Origin of the sequence: uncultured Methanobrevibacter sp., from assembly GCF_937898925.1 — an archaeon.
In the GTDB taxonomy this organism is placed as follows: domain Archaea; phylum Methanobacteriota; class Methanobacteria; order Methanobacteriales; family Methanobacteriaceae; genus Methanobrevibacter.
The window spans coordinates 1-22,357 of sequence record NZ_CALDKF010000083.1 but is presented as its reverse complement, the minus strand read 5'-3'; the positions used below and the strand labels follow the sequence as shown (position 1 = coordinate 22,357).

Below are 22,357 nucleotides of genomic sequence, written 5' to 3'. Positions count from 1 at the left end.
TACTCTTATAATTGTCAAATCAAATAATGGAACTATTTCAGGCAATATTATTAATGAAACTGATGTTAATTATTATACTAATGCAAACTATTTGTATGGTATTGATCTTTATGAACTAACAAATGTGACTATCTCAAATAATAATGTTACAATGTCCAGTGTTGGTGGACAAGTTAACCCTCAAGGTGCAGGTGCTGCTTATCCTATACAGATAACCGGTCCAGTAAGTGATATTTTTATCCATAATAACAACTTAACTACAGAAAATAATGGTCCAAATATTGGAATATATTCTCAAAATTATTATGGTCCAACAAACATAACAATATACAATAATTTTATTAATGTGACTGGAAGAGCTACAACAAATTATTATGCATTAGTTTCAGGTATTGAGCTTCAAGATACTGATGTGACAGTTTACAATAACACTATTTATGCTCAAACTCTAAATGATTACAATAGCACTTACAATGTCTTTGGCATAAGTTATTATCAAACCACTTCTGGAAATCATACTTTTAATATTTCCGACAATACAGTTAAAACTAACGGACATTATGCTGTTTATTTAGCATCATCAGTTAATAGTATTGTTAATCATAACTTCCTAAAGACTTATGACTTATGCTGCAATAATGCAGTCTATGCTCCTGGCGCTACTATAACTAATAATTATTGTTGCTGTACCAATTGCAACTGCACCCTAACTAATTGCAATTGCAATCCCAATAGAGTAATCTCTGATAATAGAAGTAAGAAACACTTTATCTTAGGTGCAATTGATGATGAAATCTTAGCTGATGAACCTCAAACTATAGAATTGTATGTAGGTCCAAATGAAGAAGATGGAGAAGGAACTATAGAAAACCCTTATACAAACCTCTTTTTAGCATGGGGTGAAGGCATAAGCAAATTGGACATAACTTCTCCAACAAAAATTATTATTAAATTTTTGGATGGTGTTTATTCATTCAAAGAGGAGGACTTTGAAATTATTGATGAGAGAGGATATGATGTTTCAGATTGGAATATGTTTATATTGAATAACAATATGGATATCATACTCCAAGCTATTAATGAAAACTCAGTTAATTTCATCTTTGAAGAAGGAACATGCTTACCTTTAGATTTCTATAACTGTGAATGTAGTGGAATCAAGTTAACAGGCATTAATATCCTTTTAGATGAGGAATCAATTAATTTGCCTGGAAGTTTTATTTTTACTGGTGATGGCAAGGTAACATATGAAAAATGTATCTTCTTTGTAGATTCCACATTATATTTAGGTGATGAATCCAATGAGATGGAGTTCATAGATTGTATTTTTGATGGTAAAGGTGAAGGTTATCTTAGCTTAGGTGATGCATACAATTTAAATTTGATATCCATTAATTACGCCACTTTCTACAATCTATCAGGACCTTCATTTAATCACATAGTGGACATCTCTGGTATGGTTAACGCCAATTATAACTGGTGGGGATCCAATAATCCTGTTTCCAATGAAAAAGTGAATGCAACCATTTATGCTATATACAATACTACAGTAAACTACATTGCTGAGAATCAGTGGGAAGTTATAGGTAAGTTGACTTGGAATGACGGCACCACAGATGGAATCGAAAGATTGTATGACATGCCGGTATTACTATCTTCCACAACAGGTACTTTCAATGAAACAAATCCAATATTGAAAGACGGCATGTTTAAAGTAACTTACACCAGTGACAGCATAATCAATGAAATCAATGCCCTTTGCGATAAGGAAAACCAAACCTTAAGCTTTATGAAGAATATTGACCTTGGTGTCAGTGCAAATGACATCACTTCTGGAGAGTATGGAAATGTCACCGTGACCGTTTCCCCAGTCATTGATGCAATGCTCAATGTCACTGTAAACGGTGCGATTTACACAGTTAATGCGGATGCCAGCGTTGTCGTACCTATCACCGAACTTTTGGATGTTGGTAACTACACTGTTGACGTTGTATTGTATGATGCAGAGAACATCTACGCTACCAGCTCAACCAGCTTTGAAGTTAAACCTGTTCCTGCTCCTTCCAATGACACCAACGGTTCCAACAGCACTCCAGTTAAAGTGGCTACCAAGCTCACTGCCCCTAAGGTGACTGCAACCTACAACGTTGCCAAAAAGCTTGTTATAACCCTTAAGGATGCAAACGGTAAAGCATTGGCTAACAAGAAGGTTAGTGTGAAGGTTGGATCCATCAGCAAGACCTTAAAGACCAATGCTAAAGGTCAAGTAAGTCTTAATGTTGCTAAATTGGTTCCTAAGACCTACACTGCAACTGTCAAGTTTGCAGGAGATAGCAACTACGCTGCTTCCACCTTAAAGCCTAAGGTTGTTGTTAAAAAGGCTAAAGTCAAACTTGCAGCTAAAGCAAAGACATTTAAGGCTAAAGTCAAGACCAAAAAGTATACTGTTACCCTTAAAAACAATAAAGGCAAAGTATTGAAAAAGGTCAAACTTACCTTGAAAATAGGCAAAAAGACCTACAAAGCTACTACAAACAGCAAAGGTAAAGCTACCTTTAAAATTACCAAATTAACCAAAAAAGGTAAAAAAACAGCTACTGTCAAGTTTGCAGGAAGCAAATACTACAAGGCTTTAAGCAAAAAAGTAAAAATAACCATCAAATAAGTGAATATTTCATTCACTTATTTTTCTTTTTTTTTTTAATCTGTTTTCATAACTCCTTTTTTTCAATTTCTGCATATATTGTTTCACCACTCTTTTTTACAGTCTTAACAAATCATTAAAAAATTAGTTATAAATATTAGGTCAAATAAATAATTTATTACTCAATTAATGTTAGCGATAGGATAGAATCGCAATGATTAGGGAATTTCATGCAGGAAATTGCCATTCATAAAAAAATTATAAATGTATACATCAGTGATAAAATGATAGACACACATTGTCATATAGATTTTGATGAATTTGATCCAGACCGTGATAAGGTAATAGAAAGGGCTAAGGAAAAGCTCAATGCTGTCATCAATTCAGGATATGGTTTGGAAAGCAATGCAAAGGCATTGGCACTTTCAAAGGAGTATGAGGGATTCGTTTATCCAACCTTTGGATTCCATCCAGTATCATCCCAGAATTCTCCTCAAGAGGAGATAGATGCAGCTCATAAGCAGATGATTGAGCATCTTGATGAGATTTTGGCAGTTGGGGAAGTTGGAATGGATTTCTTCTATTGCACAGACAAGGCATTGAGAGCCCGTCAGCAGGAAATCTTCACTGGATTCATTGAAATTGCAAATGAATACAAGAAACCACTCCTTATTCACGGAAGGGACTGTGAAAAGAAGATTTTCAATTTGTTGAAGGATTATGATAATATTCCTAAGGTGATTTATCATTGTTATGGCGGCAGCCTAAAGACAGCAAGGAAGATCTTGGATATGGAAGACCATTACCTAAGCTGTTCAACCATGGTATGCTACAGTCAAAGACATCAAGACCTTTTCAAGGAAATTCCTATTGAAAGAATCTTGACTGAAACTGACAGCCCATACTTGGCAATGACCAAGGATGAAAGGAATGAACCTGCAAATGTTGCACTTGCAGTTGAAAAATTAGCTGAACTTCATGAAATTAGTGTGGATGATGTATCTCTACAAACTGAAAAGAATGCAAGATATGTATTCGGAATATAATTTTAAAGAAACGATTAATTAAATTGATACTTATAAATATTATTCAATTCTGATAAACCTATTATTAAATTTAAAGGTATGATATTATGAAACCTTATGTAATCCTTAATGCAGCTATGACATTGGATGGAAAAATAGCTACAAAAACAGGAAGTTCTGAAATTTCAGGGCCTGAAGATCTTGAACGTGTTCATGAAATCAGAAAGGAAGTTGATGGAATCATGGTTGGAATTGGTACCGTTCTTGCTGATGACCCAAGACTTACTGTTCATAAGATAAATGCAAGAAAAGAGGACAATCCTGTTAGAGTTGTAGTTGACAATAAGGCAAGGACTCCACTTGACTTTAGGATATTGAATGATGATGCTGAAACAATCATTGCAGTAAGCAGTCTTTGTGATGAGAATAATCCTGATTGTGATGAGGATGCAGTTTTAAGGGCTAAGGAGCTTTCCAAAAGAGTAAATGTTTTCTATTCATCTAAGGAATCTGTTGATTTGGCTGAATTTATGGAGCATTTGTATTCAGAAGGAATTGAAACCCTTATGCTTGAAGGAGGATCTACACTTAACTTTTCCATGATCAAGGAAAATCTCATTGATGAAGTGAGGATATGCATAGCTCCTATGATTGTTGGAGGAAAGGATTCCAAAACATTCTTCGATGGTGAAGGATTCGATTATATGAAGGAAGCTATTCCATTGAAATTAGAGAAGTATTATCCTTTAGGAAAGGACTTTGTTATGGAATACAAGGTTTTAAAATAAGGTTTAATGATTAATTTTTTCTTACTGAATTTCCATCATTTTTTTGAATTTTAATTTGCAAGTCTGCTAATTTTTCACCACCCTTTTTTTAATATTAATTTAATAGATATTTCTCAAAAATCACTTCTGTGTTTTTGCACAAAATCGCACTTAGATAATGTTTATTATCCTTGCTTTTAATATTATTTCAATATAGAAAGTAGATTATGGGGTTCTGACTAATCAGTTTAATTTTTATAATAGTTACTTTTCTTCATGGAATGGAAGTAATCATATTCCGCTGTTTTTTATGAACTCCAGTTTGATTTAAATTAAAAAAAGGAGAATAATAAATGAAGGATTATTCTATTGAAGAGGCAATTGAAATAATTAATTCATGTGATGAATCATTTGTGGCAGATACAAAGCATTTTGATATTAGGAATGTTCAAAGAATAGGAGATTTAGGTTTGATCTTTCAGACATTCTTATATAATCAATTAATGGGAATAATCAAACAGGACTATAATAAATTCAGACTATATTTTGAACATAGTCAAAAGCCTACAAAAGATATATCATTAGTGATAGGCATAAATGATAATAGAACTGTAAACTTTATAACTGTAATGGAAACTTATAGGAATCAAAGGGTGAGAAAATGAGCCGGGAAGTAGTATATGATTATGATTCTAAGGGAGACTCCCTATTCATATATTGTGTTGAGGATTATGAATATGAGGTTTCATTTGAATTGGACAATGATATAATTCTAGACATTGATTCAGAAGGGCAACCAGTTGCATTTGAATTTTTAAATGCATCAAAAATATTCAATTTGGATAAGGGATTTTTCAAAAATTTAGCAAAAATCTCCATTCGACTAATTGTCACTGAAAAGAAGATTGACTTAAAGGTTCAATTGATTGTTCCTGTTCATAATAAGACACAAATTTTTGGTGTTAATAGGATTGCAACTAATTTAAATGGGATTCCTGCAGTTGAATCTGAATTGGTTACAGTATGATAGATAATTGGTTTGATGATGAAAAGAACTAATTTGAAATAAAAATAGTTAAAAAGAGTAAATGAAAATTAAAATTAAAAATTATTAATAAAATAAATAAAAAATAAAAATCTGTAATAATTTAATAAAATAAAGTAAAATCATAAAAAATAATGTAAAAGCAAACAAGTCATTTCTTCTTTGTTTGCTCCTACTTGTTTTTGAAATTTTGCTTTTCAAATTGAGGTTTTATTTTTCGTATCTTGATAGTTCCACCTCTAATTTTTATTTTCGATTTGTGCGATTTGTTTTTCTTTTTTTGATTTGATTTGAAATTTAGATTGAAGCAATGTTTTGTCGAATGATTTTAGTTTAATTTCCTTGCTAAAACACATTTTTTTTTAAAAAATTGCTTATTTTTGTTTTTGACTAATTAAAAAAATTAATCATTTCGTTCAACAGCTTAATCAATTGCAAATACAATTGATGCATTTTAGTTTAAATGTCTCTAATCAGGCTAATTAGTACATTCTAACTCTTTTGGAGATATTCAGGGTCATTTTTTCTTTGGATTTTGATAGTATTCATTTTAATCCAGTATCTTGTTTTCGACGCTGGAGTTGTCCCAAATATCTATATTAATATTTGTTCTTATAGTATATAACTGTTTGTATATTTACTAACATTTTCTATATATGCAAATATTTAGGCATACCTAAACATTTATATATGATGAAAACAAACTATAATTAAAGATATTTAGGTACACCTAAATTTTAAGGATTCGCCTACAAGTAAAAAGAATACTGTCATTAATCACTCCAAATTAAAATCAAGTCCTTAAAATTTTTGTACTTTTGTCTTTAATTCTCGGAGGTGAAATATTGGGAAGAACCAAAAGTGGAATTTGTGGTAAGAAGCAGATTAAACCGACTAAACGAGAAAGAAAAAGAGATCCAAAAGTTGTTTCTTTCAGAAGATGATTTTTGGAAATGACCTTTAAATAGTTCTAAACTTTTAAAACTTTATTGCTATATATGCTCTAACAACAAAACATTACTGGAAAATTTATCTTCAAAATTTCAATCAAATCAAATCAAAACACACATCCAAAATAAATTCACTATATAATTTTCCGAATCGCTCAAATCAAATCTCAATTTTAGAGCTGTATTAAAAAAGTTTTAATTTCTAAATATTTTATTTAGAATTCGATTAATTGGCAAACAAAAAGGATTCATTCTTTTTTGTTGCTGGTTGATGATCTACTATTTTTTTATTTCAAGATTTTTTTATGTATTGTTTTTTTTAAATAATTTTTAAAACTTTATTAATAATGTTTTACATATACATATATAATTAGTTAAAAAATTTATTATTTTTAAAAGGTGAAAAATATGGGAAATATGGCTGAAGCAAGAAGAAAAATGCATGAAAGGGATGAAAGGGTAAAAAAGGAAAACAAGTCTGAAGTCAAGAAAATAAGAAATTTCTTCTTTGGCTGCTGCAACAATAAGGAAAGCAAAAAGGTCAAGGAACACAAATAATATTTTATAAAATTATTAAACGCTATTTTTTAAAAAAAGATAAGATTTTATTTTTAATTTATTTTTTAATAAAGTAAAAAAAGTAAAAAGTAAAAAAAAGTAAGGATATGGAATAATTAAAGGCTTATTCCATGTCTTTTTAAGATTTTTCTAGGATTTTCAACGGTAGCTTTCAAAACCTCTTCTTCTGTCATTCCAGCACCTAATCCTATTTCAAATGCTCTTTCAAATGTAATTAGATTGTCAGGAGAATGGGTATCTGTATCGATTAGGAGATCATTTCCAACTTCTCTTGCAATGTTTGCTACATGACCGTTTCCTAAGCAGTGGCCTTTTCTTGCACTGATTTCCAAAGCGACATCATTCTTTTTAGCAAGTTCTGCCTCTTCTTTTGTGATTAAACCAGGGTGACCTAAGATATCGATTTCCTTACAGTTTACTGCAGCAAAGTTAGTTCCTTCAACTACAGGCTCATTCAAAGTTTCACCATGAACAACAACAATCTTTGCACCTAATTCACGTGCCTTATCTGCAAGGTCTGGAATGGATTCAACAGGTGCGTGAGTGATTTCAGCACCTAAAACCACTGTAATGTCCCAGTTATTGTTTATATCATCAATTGCAGCGCTGATTTCAGGGATGGTGTTGATGTTTGAGTAGTCAACATGATCGGTAATAGCTATTGCTTCATGTCCGAGTACAAGTGCTCTTCTTGCAAGTTCAGATGGCAAAAGCTCTCCATCGCTGAATAAGCTGTGCATATGTAAATCAATTCTTTTATAATTCAATAATATCTCTCCTTCGAGTAAAATAATTATAATTATAAATATAATTTTTATTTTTATTTTGAATATTTTATAATTATAAACTTTTATAAATGTTAAAAATCTAATTTATATTAATTAAATAGAATTATATATTTAATGTTTAATATTTATATTCTTATAATTTATAAACTTATTATTTAATTTTAAGTTAATTATTGATTAATTTTATATTAATTTTAAAATAGAAGTGTTAAAATGATTTCCGTATTTGTTCCATCTCATATCACTGGTTTCTTCAGCATTCTTGATAATGAAGACCCATTATTGAAAGGGTCTTTAGGTGCAGGGGTGCTTTTGGATAAGGGTGTTATCACTGAAATGGATGAAAGTGATGAGTTCTCTATTCTAATCAATGGAAAGAATGATGAGTATAATGAAGTGATTATTCTAAAGACCATTGAGCTTATGAAAAAGGACATTGAGTTTGATATGGATAATGTCCTTATAAAGCAAACAATTCAGGTTCCAATAGGATGCGGTTTTGGAACATCCGCTTCATCAGCTATTGGCACTGCCATTTGCATAAATGAGCACTTTGATTTAGGACTCTCTATAGAGGAATGCGGTAAGTATGCCCATTTGGCAGAAGTGGAGCTTGGAACTGGCCTTGGGGATGTGATTGGAGAGCTTTCAAAAGGAATAGTTCTCAGAACAAAACCAGGTGCTCCAGGATATGGTGAAGCAAAATCAATTGTTCCTCATGAAAAAACAGGTTTTGGAGTCTTTGAATCATTGAAATCAGATTTCTATGTAATCACCAAATCATTGGGGGAAATATCAACCGCTTCAATCATAGAGGACCCAAAGCATAAGAAGATAATTACACAAGTTGGATTGGAAATAGGCGAAGAGTTCAATAAGAAAGATGATGGAATAGTCATTGGATCAAAATTCAAGAATAAGTTCAATGTAGCTGTTGACAGTGAATTCAATGAAGAGGAAACAATCAAAAAATTCATGAATGCCTCATTGAAATTTGCAAAGAAGACACATCTAATCAATGATGATCTATTGCAGATTGTCCATGAATTGCATGGAAAGGTACTTGGAAGTTCAATGGCAATGTTGGGAAACACTGTATTTGCTATAGCAAATGAAGATCAAAAGCTTAAGTTGGAAGCGAAATACTATAATGAATTTGAATTCTATAAGATGGATACTGAAGGAATCTGTATAATGAGTCATGATTAATCAATGGGGTGATATAAGTGATAAAGCTCAGTTATGACATGAAAGTCTATAGGCAACATTTAAGGGAAGTTTTGGAAAAGACAGACAATGTTGTTGAATTAGGTGCTCATGTGGGAAAATCAAGTGAAATAATATTGTATAAATTGACTACAGGACGTTTGATAAGCATAGACAACAGTCCTGAAGCCATTGAACCTATGGATAGGCTTTCAAGATACAATGATAATTTCACATTCATAAGCGGTGATGTAAGGCTTCACGAAACCTTGGAGCAGGTAGCTAAATCAATTGACAGATGTGATGTGCTATCTATAGACTTAGGTGGTGGCTACCATCCAGACACTGTTTTCAAGGTATTTTACATTTGGTCATCCACCCTTAAGCCAAGGGATGTATTGATAAGAAATCAAGGTTTGATAGACTTTGTAAACTCTGCAGATTATGATGAAGAATTCACCTCAAGTGAGGGATGGCTTGAATCTTGTGGAAATCAGGGAATTCCACCTCAAATCAAGGAATTCAGTCTATGGAGCGATAAGATAGAGTGATTTCTTTAATATTCTAATCTTTTCAGCTCTTTTCATATGCTCTATTTTTTAAAACCTTTATATGTCCTATTTTTACTTTTAACTGATGATTTTTGCTCTATTTCGGATTTTATAGTATATAATTCATTTTCTTACATTCATAATTTATGGTCAATATTTTTTAAGTTCTAATTATACTTATTTTTTAATTTAAACAGTTCTACGACGGTGTTTTAATCAATTTTTTTTATTAAACTTTATATAGGATAATTTATAGATTTTATAGTATAATTTACTAAGTTAACGAAAATAACTGTAAATTTTTATTAAAAGATGATATTATGAAATTTAATAAATTAATGTTATTCTCTATCATTATGATTGCTATACTAGCCATAGGTGCTGTTAGTGCAACGGACTTGGATAGCGTAGATGATATGGAGAGTAATGATCTTTCAATTGATGATAGCTTGTCAGTTGAAAGTGATACAACAAATAATGGAGATGCTGGTACAGAGGGGGATAACCAGCAAGTGAATCCAAAAAATGATAATAATAATGTAACTCTTCCAGAAAACGTTTATGCATGGGACTGCAATATGACTGTTGATGTTCCTGATGGTACAAAGGGTACTTTTAACCTTTCCTTTGATGATTGGGAACCTAAGAACGTTACTGGTCTTTTTGGGGATTATGGTAATATTAGTGGTAGAAAAAACATTGACCTTGTGCCACAGATTAACGGTAGCGGTCGCTTTGGAAATCAAGTTTTAGAGCCTGGAAAAAATCATACATTGAATCTTACATATTTTGATGGAGAAACTGTTCATTTCAGTGAAACTCATACCTTTTTCCTGAATTACATCAAATTTGAAGTTCCTGAAGAGATATCTACCATGAATGGTGTTTATCAATTCTTAAATGTTTTAGTTCCTTTAAATGAAAGCTCAGAAGCAAGAGCTGCATTATATATTGATGGAAAGCAAATAGGATATGCACAACCTTTTAATGGTTATGGTGGTCGTTCTATAAGAATGTTCGGCAAGGAAAACTTTAAAGGAATTAGTTATGGTGTACATAGCTATGAATTAAGGTATTTTAATGGAACATATAATGCTACAAGTCAAAGTGGTACAATAAATGTTGTTTTCGATGATGTAGAATATCAAAAGACTATTGTTAAGGGATCTGTATTTAATGAAGACATCAAAGTAAACTTGCCATTTGATGCTTTTGGTACATTAAATCTTATTGCAGATGGAAAGACATTAGTTCCAAACCAAACTTTCTATCGTGATGATATGACTACATATGTCTTTAACTTATCCTCATTGGACTGCAAGGATTACAATGCTACAATTGTATATTCTGGTGATGGATATTATCCTGCATACAATAGAACAGTTTCATTCAATTTAGACTATCTGATGGACATATATCCTGACAGTTATTCTAATCAGAAAAATGTTAGTGATGAGATATATGTTGACTTGCCTATTGATTTCTCAATAGGAGAAACATTAGAATTGAAAGTTGGTGATAAGACATTTTATGCTAAATCCATTAGGGAAGAGTACGGCAGTAGTGCAACTTTTGACATTTCACAATTGCTTGCAGGCAATTATACTGCACAGTTAAAATACAATGGAAATTCAAAATATCCTGCAAAAACCATTGATTTCAATTTAAACAAATATTACAGGATTCAATGCAATACCGGGCATGATATTTTTGAAGACACTTATGTAACTTTGGTATTGCCTGATGATGCAAATGGAACTTTAGTGATATGGGATGATAAAAATTATACAAAAGGCAATATAAGCATTCCATTAAATGGCTCTAATGGTAATAAGACTGTTGATGGAAAGGAAATATCTAGTTGGACAATAACTAGCGAAGATGGATTTAAAATTGTCAATTGTACCATTCCGAATAATGTTCTAAAATTGTCTGATCCTGAGGAACATATCCTCAATTTCACTTACATAGGCACTGATTATCTTGTAAGAGGTACTGATTATGATGATGGAGATTCAGATTCAACATATATTTCCATTTATCCAAGAATGAATCTTCCAATAGTCTATGCAGGCAAAGATGCTAATTTCACATTTGAAATGCCGAATGATGCAAATGGCAGATTATTGGTTCAGATAGAAGGAAAAACCTATTATAATAATACTTTAAAGGATGGTAAGGCTACTTTCAAATTGCCAACTACCCAAGTGGGAGATTTCTATTTCTACTATGAATATACAGGAGATAGCAAATATGGAGATTCCAGAACCATCCGTGATACTTCCACATTTACTGTAAGAGGCAAATTCCCTAAAATAAACCTTACCATGCCGACTAACTTAGTCAAAAACTGTTATAATACAATCAACTTTACTTTCCCTGGAACAAGCTTTAACGGAAACCTTAAGTTAAAATTGGATTATGGAAACAATCGCTATGAATATGTTACTGTTCCAATAGTAAAGGGTGTTGGCAGCCTAAAGTTCATTCCTAAGTATCAAGGGAAACTAAGAATCTATTATGATTATGCATATAAGTATTATGAAGCAGATGATGAATGTTTCGGTGACTTTAAAGTATATAAACTCACTTCAAAGAATGTGACTAAGTACTATACTGACAGCAAGAAGCTTAATGTTACCATTGTAGACAATCACAACAAGCCAGTTCCAAACGGTCAGGTTGTTTACTTCTACTATAAGGGTAAGAAAATAGGAAATGCCACAACTAAAAATGGTGTAGCTTCCTTTAAACTTAACTATAAGCCTGGAACTTACATTATAAAAGTCTACTACAAAGGCACTTATGTAAACAGAAAGGTCATTGTCAAGCATATCGTAACATTCAAGGCAGTTAAGGTTAAGAGATCTGCTAAAAAGCTTGTCTTGACTGCAAGTCTTAAAAAGGTCAATGGCAAATACCTTAAAGGAAAGTACATTACATTCAAGTTCAATGGAAAGACTTACAAGGCAAAAACCAATTCAAAAGGTGTTGCAAAAGTCACTATTAAACGTTCAGTGCTTAAAAAGCTTAGAGTTGGCAAGAAAATTAAAATTCAAGCTACTTACTTGAAAGACACTGTTAAAAGAACAGTAAAAGTAAAAAGATGAATTTTATTTTCTTTTTTCTTTTTTTATATTAAAATATTAATTTCATTTTACTTTTTTCAATTATTTTTAAACTGCTTTTTTTCTTAAAATTATAATTCTTATAAAAATATTTATAAATATAAAAATCTATATATTATAGTGATATAAAAAATTATAATTATTTTTTTAAGGAAGGAATATTATGAGGCGGAAACAAAAACTAATTATAGCAATTCTTTCTGTTATTCTTATTTGGTTATTAATAGTTATAGGGACCTTTTTCATAGGAGGTCCTGATTTAGCTGCAGAAAACAAGACTATTTTAGTTTTGGCAGCTGACAAGTACGAGCAGCCAAATGGTGGATGTGATATGGCATTCATTGTTCGTTTAGAAAATGGACACTTAAAGAGCTATGATCCATTCTATCCTGGTGGAATGGTGCACCCAACACAACCTGCTCCCGGAAATCTGAAAGGAAATATGCGGTTCCACGATTGTCTATGGAATGGTGTAGAAGAGGGTATGCAATATGCAAAAGAGATTGTAGAGTACCGTAATGGAACTAAAATCGATGCGGTTGTTCTTATCTATGATGAAGGATTGGATAATATCATAGATTCAGTAAGGCCTCTTGAAGTTGACGGTGAAGTAACTAACCTTAGTGCAACTGACATTATCCGTGAAAACGACAATTACAACGGATATAAAGGCAATGGTGGTGTAACTGGAACCATGAATAGGGCAGATGCAGTAATGGTATTGGTTAAAGCTCTTTCCAATGCTGCAAAAGATCCAAATAAAAAACAAACCATGGTAAAAGCAGCTATGGATGAGTATAACAAAGGTAATATTGTTATGACTCCAAAAGGTTCCTTTGCACGTTTACTCGCAACAAAAGGATTTGAAAGTATTGTATAAATTTTAATAATTTATACAATTATATTTTTTTTAATTTTTTTCATTTTTAACTATTGTTATATATCTTTTTTTAACTTCAATATTTAAAAAATTAAAAATAATAAAAATTAGAATAACTCTTTTTAAAAAATTAAATAAATAAAAAATAGAAAATACTCTTTTTAAAAAATAAAATAGAAATTAATAGAAATAAAATTAAAATAAAAAAAATAAATGATTTATTTTATACTGTTTGCAGCTTCCTGACCAGCCAAGTAACCTGTTGCAAATGCTATCTGCAAGTTATATCCTCCAGTTGGTCCAGCCATCTCAAGAACCTCTCCTGCAAAGTACAATCCATCCACAAATCTTGATTGAAGTGTTTTTGAATCGATCTCTTTGGACTTTACTCCCCCAATGGTGACCTTTGCAAGATCCATCTCCAATGACTCTATTTCAATAGGATGTCTCTTAAGGTTTTCAGCTATCTTGTTCTTGTCCTTTTTAGTGATGTTAGCCATTGTCTTGCTTGGGCTGATATTGATTTTCATCAGGAAGTAATCAATGAAGTTAGCTGGAAGGAACCTTTTCAAATAGTTCTTGATGGACATCTTACCATTGTCCGGGGTGTCTTTGGTGATCTGTTCCTTAATCTCTTCTTCAGTCAAGTCTGGAGTGAAGTCAATATTTATCTTATTTGTAAACAATTCAAGTTCTCCAATCTCATCATCGCTTTTTTGGTTTAAGGCATCATCTAAAATTGTAAACTTGGACTTTTCAATCAATAGATTGCTTAAGTCAATCACTGCAGGGCCAGTCAATCCAAAGTGACTGATTAATGCATCTCCTCTAACAATAATTTTTTTCTTCTTGTCCTTGAATGATAGCTCAACATCACTTAATGTGAGTCCGCTTAGGCTTCTAAGCAGGAAGTCATCTACATTGAATGAAACAAGTCCTGGCTTGATGTCAGTAATGGTATGATTCATCCTTGAAGCTATTCTATATCCATCTCCAGTGGACCCTGTAGATGGGTATGTGATGCCTCCTGTAGATACTACAATCTTTGATGCATTTAATGATATCTTATCATTTTCTATTAAGAATACTGGTTCCATCCTTTCATTTAATTCATGTTCAATATCATTTGCATTGATTGGACAATTGGTATGTATATCCACTTCCAATTCTTCAAGATATTCTTCCAAAACATCTAAAATGTCATGGGCATCTTCACTGTCTGGGAAGATTCTCTTCTTGTCCTCAATGTGGAATTCAAGGTCTTTCTCTTCAAATATTTCAAGCAGTTTTTCTTGAGGCAAAGTGTACAATGCATGCTTAAGGAAATTCTTGTTCTTATTGTAATAGTTCAATTGTTCATGAATTGGTGTGCTGTTTGCAATGTTGCAGCGTCCTCCTCCAGTCATGAGAAGCTTTTTTCCTAAGCTATCATTCTTTTCTATTATACATACAGTTTTTGGGCCTAAAACCTGCGCTGCCCTTATTGCAGCCATCATTCCTGCTGGCCCTCCTCCTATAATTGCTACCTTATATTCCTGCATATTATTACCTTGAATTCAATTTTTAAAATAGTTTGTTAAAATAAGTAAAATGAGTTTAAAAATAGTGGTTTTTTATAAAAAATTAATTTAATAAATAAGGAAATTCCTTATTTATTGTTTTTTTTTTTAATATGATTTGATTAACTTATGGAGTTAATCTGTGTCTGTCTCTTGGGAAGAGTACAGTTTCCCTAATGTTTTCAACACCGGTTAATACCATAGCTAATCTGTCAGCACCTACACCCCAACCAGCGTGAGGAGCCATACCGTATTCGAATGCTTTCAAGTAGCTTCCGAATCCATCTGGGTTTAAGTCTCTTTCAACCATTTGTTTTACTAAAAGGTCGTATTGGTGAACCCTAGTGGAACCTGATGAGATTTCGAGGTTTTTGTACATCAAGTCGAAAGCATGGCTGATTTCTGGAGTGTCTTCGTAAGGCATAGCATAGAATGGCTTGATAGCTGATGGCCAATCGGTTAAGAAGTAGAAACCTTCTTGAGTGTCTCCTAAAGCTTTTTCAGCTTCTCTGGATAAGTCTTCTCCCCATTCCATATCGATTCCTTTGGAATTGATTATATCTACAGCATCATCGTATTTCACCTCTGGGAATGGTCCTTCAGGAATAGCACTTAAATCATATTCTAAAATTTCCAATTCTTTAGCGCAGTTTTCCTTAGTGGATTTGAGTACTGCAGTGATCATGCCATCCAATACTTTCATTACATCCACATCGTCTGCAAAGGAGATTTCACAGTCAATGGAAACAGCTTCGTTCAAGTGTCTTAATGTGTCGTGCTCTTCAGCTCTGAAGATTTGTCCGATTTCAAATACCTTGTCAAATCCAGCACCCATCATCATCTGCTTGTATAATTGTGGAGATTGACCGAGGAATGCTTCCTTTTCAAAGTAAGTGATTGGGAAAAGTTCAGTTCCTCCTTCAGTAGCGGATGCTACAAGTTTAGGAGTGTTGATTTCAATCATGCCTTGTTCATAGAAGTAGTCACGAACGGTTTTGAACATGTTAGCTTTTATCTTGAAGATAGAGCTTACGTTTGCTTTTCTTAAATCCAAGAATCTTGAGTTTAATCTTGTATCGATTTCAGCCTTTACCTTTTCGGTAGGGTCCATTGGCAATGGCTGTTTAGCAGGGTTAAGGATAATTACTTCAGCTGGAATGATTTCAACACCGTTTGGTGCTTTTCCTGCATCTTGCACAGTACCTTTAATAGCCACTACAGATTCTTTTCTGAGTGCTCTTAAATCATCTAAGATGCTTGCATCTACCTTTTTACTTGGTGCAGTGATTTGCACTAATCCATCTCTGTCTCTGATGATTACAAAGATGATTCCACCTAAATCTCTTATTTCATGTACCCAACCCATGATAAGGACTTCTTCCCCACTGATATCTGGGTTTACGTCTTTTGAATAATGAGTTCTTCTTAAGTCGCCTAATAAATAATCCACGTTAATCGCCTCGATTATATTTACAAATTAATTTTTTATTTGTCAATTAATGATAAACATTAGTAATTATTAAATTGTTTTAATTAATCAAATTAATAATTGGAATAATTATAATAATTATATTATTTCTTTAATTTATTTAAACTTAGTTTTTTTAATTACTTTTTATCCAATCTCACTTTCACTGAATTTGCATGTGCGTAGAAGCCTTCATATTCAGCTATTGGGATAACTGTTTTAGAAAGTTCCTCGATTCCTTCCCTTGTAAGGGTCTGAACAGTAGGTTTCTTAAGGAATGCTTCAGTTGAAAGCCCGGAATACATTTTAGCTCCACCACCAGTTGGCAAAACATGGTTTGTTCCGGAACCGTAGTCACCAGCAGCAACTGGAGAATACTTGCCTAAGAAAATGGAACCTGCATTTTTAATTCTGTCAAGAACAGATGCATCATCTTCAGTGCATATGATTAAATGTTCAGGAGCATATGTATTTGTAAAGTCAATAGCATCTTCCATATTTTCACATAGGATAATATGTCCGTGCTTTTCTAAAGACTCTTCGATTATTTCACGTCTTTCTGCATCTTTAGCAAATTCTTCAATCAAATCTTTTGAAGCATTAGCTATTTTCTCATCGTCAGTCACCAAGAAGCATGATGCTTCAGGGTCATGCTCTGCCTGAGATAGGAAGTCATGAGCGAGATACTCTGGAATTGCGGTATTGTCGCATAAGATCAATACTTCTGATGGTCCTGCAGGGAATTCGATATCCACATCACCGTAAACAAGTTTTTTTGCTCCGGTAACGAATACGTTTCCAGGACCTACAATCTTTTCGACCTTTTCAATTGACTCAGTTCCATAAGCCATTGCAGCAATAGCTTGAGATCCACCGCATTTGTAGATTTCATCAGCTCCAGCCAAGTCTGCAGCAACAAGGATTGCATCCATTATCTTGCCGTCTGGCCCTGGAGGTGTGCAACAGATGATTCTTTCCACTCCAGCTATTTTTGCAGGAATTACTTCCATTAAAATAGATGAAGGGTAAGCAGCTCTTCCTCCTGGAATGTAACAGCCAACACTGTTGATTGGCCTGATGATTTGTCCAGCAGTGATTCCAGTGTTCACTTCCATAAACCATTCTTCTGGAATTTGAGCCTTATGGAATTTTTCAATGTTTCCAGATGCTCTTTTAAGCGCTTCAATAAGATCTTTATCCAAATTATCGTAAGCTTCTTTGATTTCATCTTCTGAAACTTGCAAATCATCCAATTCTGCCTTATCAAACTTTGCAGTATATCTTTTTACAGCTTCATCCTTGTTTTCCTTAACATCCTTTAAGATGTCTGAAACTATATTCAGGACTTCGCTGATATCTGCTTGTGACCTTTTGATTAAATCATTTGCAGTTTCCTTATCATATTTTAGAATTTCCATTCTACCACTCTTGCTAAATAAAAATAAAAAAATTAATATAATTATAATTTCTTTTCATTTTTTTGTTGTTTTTATGCATCTTATCTTGTGATGTATTGATGCATAATTTATAACATAATTAAATATATTTTTTATATTTTATATACATTATTAATAATATTATTAAATTCTTTTATTTTTAGCTTATTTTCAGTTTATTTTTCAGTTTATTTTTAGGGATGTTTCCCATTTTCCGTATGCTTAAAATTTTTCAATAATTTTAACTGTTTAAAGAATTTATTTATTTAATTTAGTTAAGTATTAGTTTGTCTATTTTTCAGAATTTTTTATAGGAAATAATCTAATTTTTTTCTCAATTTTATGTTTTGAAATCCAATTCAACACAAAGATTTATATATTTTTGATACAAAGAATTAAATATAAAAATTTATATAGTTAAACATAAATTTTAAATACAATTGTGTTTAAAGTACTATTAACAAAAATAAATTTGAGTATGTAATTTAGGTAGTTCATTTGAGATTTATATGGGGATTTTGTTGTCAGTCTTTTAAATCCTAAAGAGAATATAAATTTCTTGGTATTGTAGTGAATTAATATTTTATAACTTATTTTTATGTTTGTTATGTGTTTAATGATTTAATTAAATGAATAGATTTAATTTAAATCCATAATTTATTTTTACAATTTTAAAATATAGGAAAGGTATTATATGTATAAGGATGAAATGATTCAATTACATCAATTTTTAGTATATGTTTTAAAATATTTAGACACTGATAACTCTGCTCATGAGTTCTTTGACGATTACCTTGCGTTAAATATAAGTCCACATCACATTCACAGAACAAAAGCAGAGCATAAACATGCAATATTCGTTCTTTCTAACATTATTTCTGAAGTGATTTTAAACAAGGAAGAGGGATCTGTTCCTCCAAATGTTTCAAACGCTTTAAGAGATCTTGTAAGAAGATCCAAAAAAGAATTAAAGGCAGCTGAAGCTGCTCAATCTAAATAATTCTTTTCTTTTTTTATTTTTTTATCTATTTTTATAGCATTTTTTACTATTTTTCTAGTTTTTGCTTCTTTTTTTAACATTTTAGGCTTGTATTTTTCATTGTTTTTTCAGTTTTTACAGATTTTACACTATCTATCTTTTCTAAAATCATTTCTTTAAATTATTTTTCCATGAGTCGAAAAGATTTAAATATTTTATTACTAATATATATTTATAGTATAAAATATTATTACGAAAATATTAAATAAGAAAATGTCAATAAGGATATTTTTAGTATTTTAATATTTGGTTGAAAAGCAAGAATTAAAACTGAGAATTAAATCATTCATTTGAAATAATTATAATTAAATAAACTTTTGAAGGGTGATATCTTGAAAGTTATTATTGATGCTGCAAATGTTGCACATTTTCATAAAGAGGAAGGCGCAAAAGCTAAATTGAAAAACATTACCTTGGCTGTTAAGGCATTGGAAGAAGAAGGTCATGACTTTTTAATCATAGCGGACGCTTCCTTACGTCATAATATAGATGATAAAGAGACTTTTGTCAGATTGGTTAATGATGGAATCATTGATGAGGTTCCTGTAGGAACCATTGCAGACCATTACATTCTTGACTTGGCTTATGAAGAGGATGCAAAGGTATTGTCCAATGACAAGTTCAGGGATTTCATGTCTGAATTCCCAGACATCAACAGCATAAGGATTCCATTTTCAATTCAGGACAATGAATTGGTTATGGGAAAGGCCAAAAAGCCTAAAAAGGTCAAGAATCTCTTGCAGAACATCTGTGATGAAACATTGAATGAACTTGAAAGAAAACGTTGGGTAGTCTACAAAGGTAAGGAAACAACCAAATTCACTCCATTGAATGTTGCAAAGCAAGCTATTCTCTTGCTTGATGAGTCTGAACAGGATAACGTTTCCTCAAAAATAGAGGGAATATTTTCCAAATTGCCAATGTTTGACAAGGTTATGGAAATGGTGGATGATGTTGAAACATCAGTTCCCTATGTGATCTTTGTTCTTGTTCATCCAAAAGACTATAAGGCTGCTGTAAAGGATGCAGGTAACATTTCAGTAACTGTAGCGGATAGATTGAGATTGGTTCACAAGCCACTTATCGCAGTTAGAAATGACTTGTTCATCAAGCCCGGCTACTTTGGATTGAACATAGTCTTGACTGATGAGGTGGAAGACAATCCCCCATACAACATTGAAATTCAAACAAACACCTATGACGAAGTCTTCATTAAGAAGAATTCAAGAAACATTGCAAGTACAATTGCAGGCAGATTAGGTTCCTGGAAGTTCCCATTCGTTTCAGTCAAGCCTAACATGATTCTTGAAAAGCCAGGTGAGTTTGAGATCTATCTGGAAAAGAATTCCAAGAAAAAGAAAGATAAGGATTAATCACCTAATCTTTCAACTTAAATTTTTTAAAATCCTATCTAATGGATTCATTACAATTCGATTTATGATATTTAACGATTCATGCTTAACAATTTATTGATATTTAAAAAAACTAAAAGGAGGTAAAATATGGCTGAACATAGTATTATAAGAAAGCTTGTTTCATTAGTTACAAAACATGAAATCATAAGCATAGGTACTAAATACTTCCCTACAACTCCATTGGAAACAGAATATGTGGACATGTTCAATTACACTCAAACCATGCTAATGGAGATTGATAAGGCACATATCACAACAGAAAGTATTTTTACCAACTTGGTTAGAGATGTTGGCCGTGAAAACATTCCAGAAAATCATAGCTTTTATGAATTACTTCCTGCACAAGATAAGGTTGAGGAATATGCTCTTGTAAGCAATATCATCATGGGTAGTGACCGTTATATGTATGTAGAGCTTTCTGAACCTTCTTACATTATTAATCTTTTCACTGACATTATTTTAAGAGAAAATGGAGAAATTATCGAAAGAAGCGAAACTGAAATCGTTTCAAGATTGATGTCCAAAAACGATGCAATCAGAGTGGCTATAAGATTAGTGGGCATTGGTTTGGATAATGGAATCAGAGTAAGGGCTGCTGCTGGTATGACTGGTGCTGCAGCTATTGAAAGATCCATTAAGTTCAACAAGGAAGTTGGAGATTCTCCAGGTGTTGCTTTCACTAAATTAGGTGGTGAATATGCCCTTGTTTTGGACACTCCATTCAAATTGGCAGAATCCGAACCTCCAGAGTTCCAGCAATACCTCTTCATTGATATTGTGGACTCAACAAATTTCATTTCAAAATATGGAAGAAACAAGCTTGTTGAATTGATGACAAGCGTTAAGGAGTTCATGGAAGATTGCGAAGGTCAAATCGAAGGATACCGTGAAGGTGGAGATGACTTGATTGCAAAATTCCCAAGTAAGGATGTAGCTATTCGTGCAGGTCTTGACTGTGCATGGTTTATCTTGAACAATGGAGCTAAAGTCAAGATTGGAATCGGAAGAAGCAGAAGAGAGGCAGGTGAACGTGCAAACATTGCAGAAAGCATTCACGGTTTTGGCGCATTGTCTTTAGTCATATTCGATTTGGCTAATGGTTTGTATGGATATTACATTCCATCAGACTTTACAAGAACCCTATGTGAATTCCTAACCAATAAGAAAGGCAAGCTAATAACTGCATTCCTTGTAATGTTTGTTGCATCATATTTGCTTGCTGTAATGGGCATGGGCATTTATGGACTTTTAATCGTTCTAGCGCTTGTGGCTTACTATACACTTAGGTAAAATTTAATCTAATATTTATTATTCAGTTGAAATTTGAAATTTATTGGTCTTATTAAAGACCTAAATATGTAATTTGTGGTGAAATTAATGGCAATCGGTAGAAGATCTAGGAATTCTAGAAATCAGCAAAACAAGAATGTATTGAAAACTAGAACTCCTAACAATTCTAGAAACTCCAGAGGCTCAAGACAATCAGGTAGAGCCAGTTCAAGACAGTCAAGCAGAGCTAGACAATCCAATAATTCATTAAGCTCTATTTGGTCTAAGAGTTCTATGCCAAAAAAGCCTAGAAGCCCTAGGCAAATACTCGTATTTATAATAATCCTAATAGCTTTCATTTGCGGTTTGTCTTTAGGAATTTCAATGATTATGGGTATTGGCAGTGAACCAAGTTCTGGAGAAGTGCAGTATATGAATGTAACTGACAATATAACTGTCTATGAAAACAGCAGTTATGACTTGCATGATGAAAACGGCACACAAATTTCATATTACGATTTCCATGAAAATGTTACTGAAGGTCAGGATATCGAGGCATTCAATGTTTCGAATACGACTGGCATTTATTAATTAGAGAGTTTTTTCTC

At 32.4% G+C, this 22,357-nt stretch carries 18 protein-coding genes; 14 read left to right on the top strand and 4 right to left on the bottom strand.

Annotation, left to right across the window (positions count from 1 at the left end; genetic code table 11):
- From Q0409_RS06770 to Q0409_RS06745, 6 genes are all read left to right on the top strand, one after another.
- Positions 1-2,665, top strand: a 2,665-nt coding sequence (locus Q0409_RS06770; RefSeq protein WP_298536341.1) for an Ig-like domain-containing protein, incomplete at its 5' end; no start/stop codon positions are given.
- Between the two features lie 263 nt (positions 2,666-2,928).
- Positions 2,929-3,690: a TatD family hydrolase gene (locus Q0409_RS06765; protein WP_298536339.1), complete on the top strand. Its 762-nt coding sequence runs from the start codon at positions 2,929-2,931 to the stop codon at positions 3,688-3,690.
- A gap of 86 nt (positions 3,691-3,776) precedes the next feature.
- Positions 3,777-4,457 (top strand): 2,5-diamino-6-(ribosylamino)-4(3H)-pyrimidinone 5'-phosphate reductase, encoded by a 681-nt coding sequence (locus Q0409_RS06760; protein WP_298536337.1) that lies wholly within the window; start codon positions 3,777-3,779, stop codon positions 4,455-4,457.
- Between the two features lie 332 nt (positions 4,458-4,789).
- Positions 4,790-5,101: a hypothetical protein gene (locus tag Q0409_RS06755; RefSeq protein WP_295605731.1), complete on the top strand. Its 312-nt coding sequence runs from the start codon at positions 4,790-4,792 to the stop codon at positions 5,099-5,101.
- Positions 5,098-5,463: a DUF2283 domain-containing protein gene (locus tag Q0409_RS06750; RefSeq protein ID WP_295605733.1), complete on the top strand. Its 366-nt coding sequence runs from the start codon at positions 5,098-5,100 to the stop codon at positions 5,461-5,463. Before Q0409_RS06755 ends, Q0409_RS06750 begins: the two co-directional genes overlap by 4 nt.
- A gap of 1,376 nt (positions 5,464-6,839) precedes the next feature.
- The gene (locus tag Q0409_RS06745; RefSeq protein ID WP_295605735.1) at positions 6,840-6,989 is read left to right on the top strand and encodes a hypothetical protein; all 150 of its coding nucleotides are present in this window, start codon (positions 6,840-6,842) and stop codon (positions 6,987-6,989) included.
- Positions 6,990-7,105: 116 nt separating this feature from the next.
- Here the strand turns inward: Q0409_RS06745 and Q0409_RS06740 are convergent, their stop codons facing one another.
- Positions 7,106-7,777: a histidinol phosphate phosphatase domain-containing protein gene (locus Q0409_RS06740; protein WP_298536335.1), complete on the bottom strand. Its 672-nt coding sequence runs from the start codon at positions 7,775-7,777 to the stop codon at positions 7,106-7,108.
- A gap of 234 nt (positions 7,778-8,011) precedes the next feature.
- Between Q0409_RS06740 and Q0409_RS06735 the strand changes: the two genes are divergently transcribed.
- The 4 genes from Q0409_RS06735 to Q0409_RS06720 all read left to right on the top strand — a co-directional run bounded on the left by Q0409_RS06735 (position 8,012) and on the right by Q0409_RS06720 (position 13,563).
- Positions 8,012-9,007, top strand: a complete 996-nt coding sequence (locus tag Q0409_RS06735; protein ID WP_298536333.1) for a pantoate kinase — start codon at positions 8,012-8,014, stop codon at positions 9,005-9,007.
- 17 nt (positions 9,008-9,024) lie between these two features.
- Positions 9,025-9,555: a class I SAM-dependent methyltransferase gene (locus Q0409_RS06730; protein WP_295605741.1), complete on the top strand. Its 531-nt coding sequence runs from the start codon at positions 9,025-9,027 to the stop codon at positions 9,553-9,555.
- A gap of 320 nt (positions 9,556-9,875) precedes the next feature.
- On the top strand, positions 9,876-12,665 hold the full coding sequence (locus tag Q0409_RS06725; RefSeq protein ID WP_298536331.1) for a hypothetical protein: 2,790 nt from the start codon (positions 9,876-9,878) through the stop codon (positions 12,663-12,665).
- Between the two features lie 181 nt (positions 12,666-12,846).
- Positions 12,847-13,563: a DUF4012 domain-containing protein gene (locus Q0409_RS06720; RefSeq protein WP_298536330.1), complete on the top strand. Its 717-nt coding sequence runs from the start codon at positions 12,847-12,849 to the stop codon at positions 13,561-13,563.
- A gap of 218 nt (positions 13,564-13,781) precedes the next feature.
- On the opposite strand, the gene Q0409_RS06715 is transcribed toward Q0409_RS06720, so the two are convergent.
- The 3 genes from Q0409_RS06715 to hisD all read right to left on the bottom strand — a co-directional run bounded on the left by Q0409_RS06715 (position 13,782) and on the right by hisD (position 18,008).
- Positions 13,782-15,104 (bottom strand): NAD(P)/FAD-dependent oxidoreductase, encoded by a 1,323-nt coding sequence (locus Q0409_RS06715; RefSeq protein ID WP_298536328.1) that lies wholly within the window; start codon positions 15,102-15,104, stop codon positions 13,782-13,784.
- Positions 15,105-15,249: 145 nt separating this feature from the next.
- The gene (gene aspS / locus Q0409_RS06710) at positions 15,250-16,572 is read right to left on the bottom strand and encodes an aspartate--tRNA(Asn) ligase (protein ID WP_298536326.1); all 1,323 of its coding nucleotides are present in this window, start codon (positions 16,570-16,572) and stop codon (positions 15,250-15,252) included.
- Between the two features lie 158 nt (positions 16,573-16,730).
- Positions 16,731-18,008, bottom strand: coding sequence for a histidinol dehydrogenase (gene hisD / locus Q0409_RS06705; RefSeq protein WP_298536324.1), 1,278 nt, complete (start codon positions 18,006-18,008; stop codon positions 16,731-16,733).
- A 712-nt stretch (positions 18,009-18,720) separates the two neighbouring features.
- Between hisD and Q0409_RS06700 the strand changes: the two genes are divergently transcribed.
- From Q0409_RS06700 to Q0409_RS06685, 4 genes are all read left to right on the top strand, one after another.
- A complete protein-coding gene (locus Q0409_RS06700) occupies positions 18,721-19,026 on the top strand; it encodes a UPF0058 family protein (RefSeq protein WP_292779248.1) in 306 nt (101 codons plus the stop codon).
- 371 nt (positions 19,027-19,397) lie between these two features.
- A complete protein-coding gene (locus Q0409_RS06695) occupies positions 19,398-20,438 on the top strand; it encodes a Zc3h12a-like ribonuclease (protein ID WP_298536322.1) in 1,041 nt (346 codons plus the stop codon).
- A gap of 129 nt (positions 20,439-20,567) precedes the next feature.
- Positions 20,568-21,770, top strand: a complete 1,203-nt coding sequence (locus Q0409_RS06690) for a hypothetical protein (protein WP_298536320.1) — start codon at positions 20,568-20,570, stop codon at positions 21,768-21,770.
- 87 nt (positions 21,771-21,857) lie between these two features.
- A complete protein-coding gene (locus tag Q0409_RS06685) occupies positions 21,858-22,340 on the top strand; it encodes a hypothetical protein (RefSeq protein WP_298536318.1) in 483 nt (160 codons plus the stop codon).
- Positions 22,341-22,357: the final 17 nt, after the last annotated feature.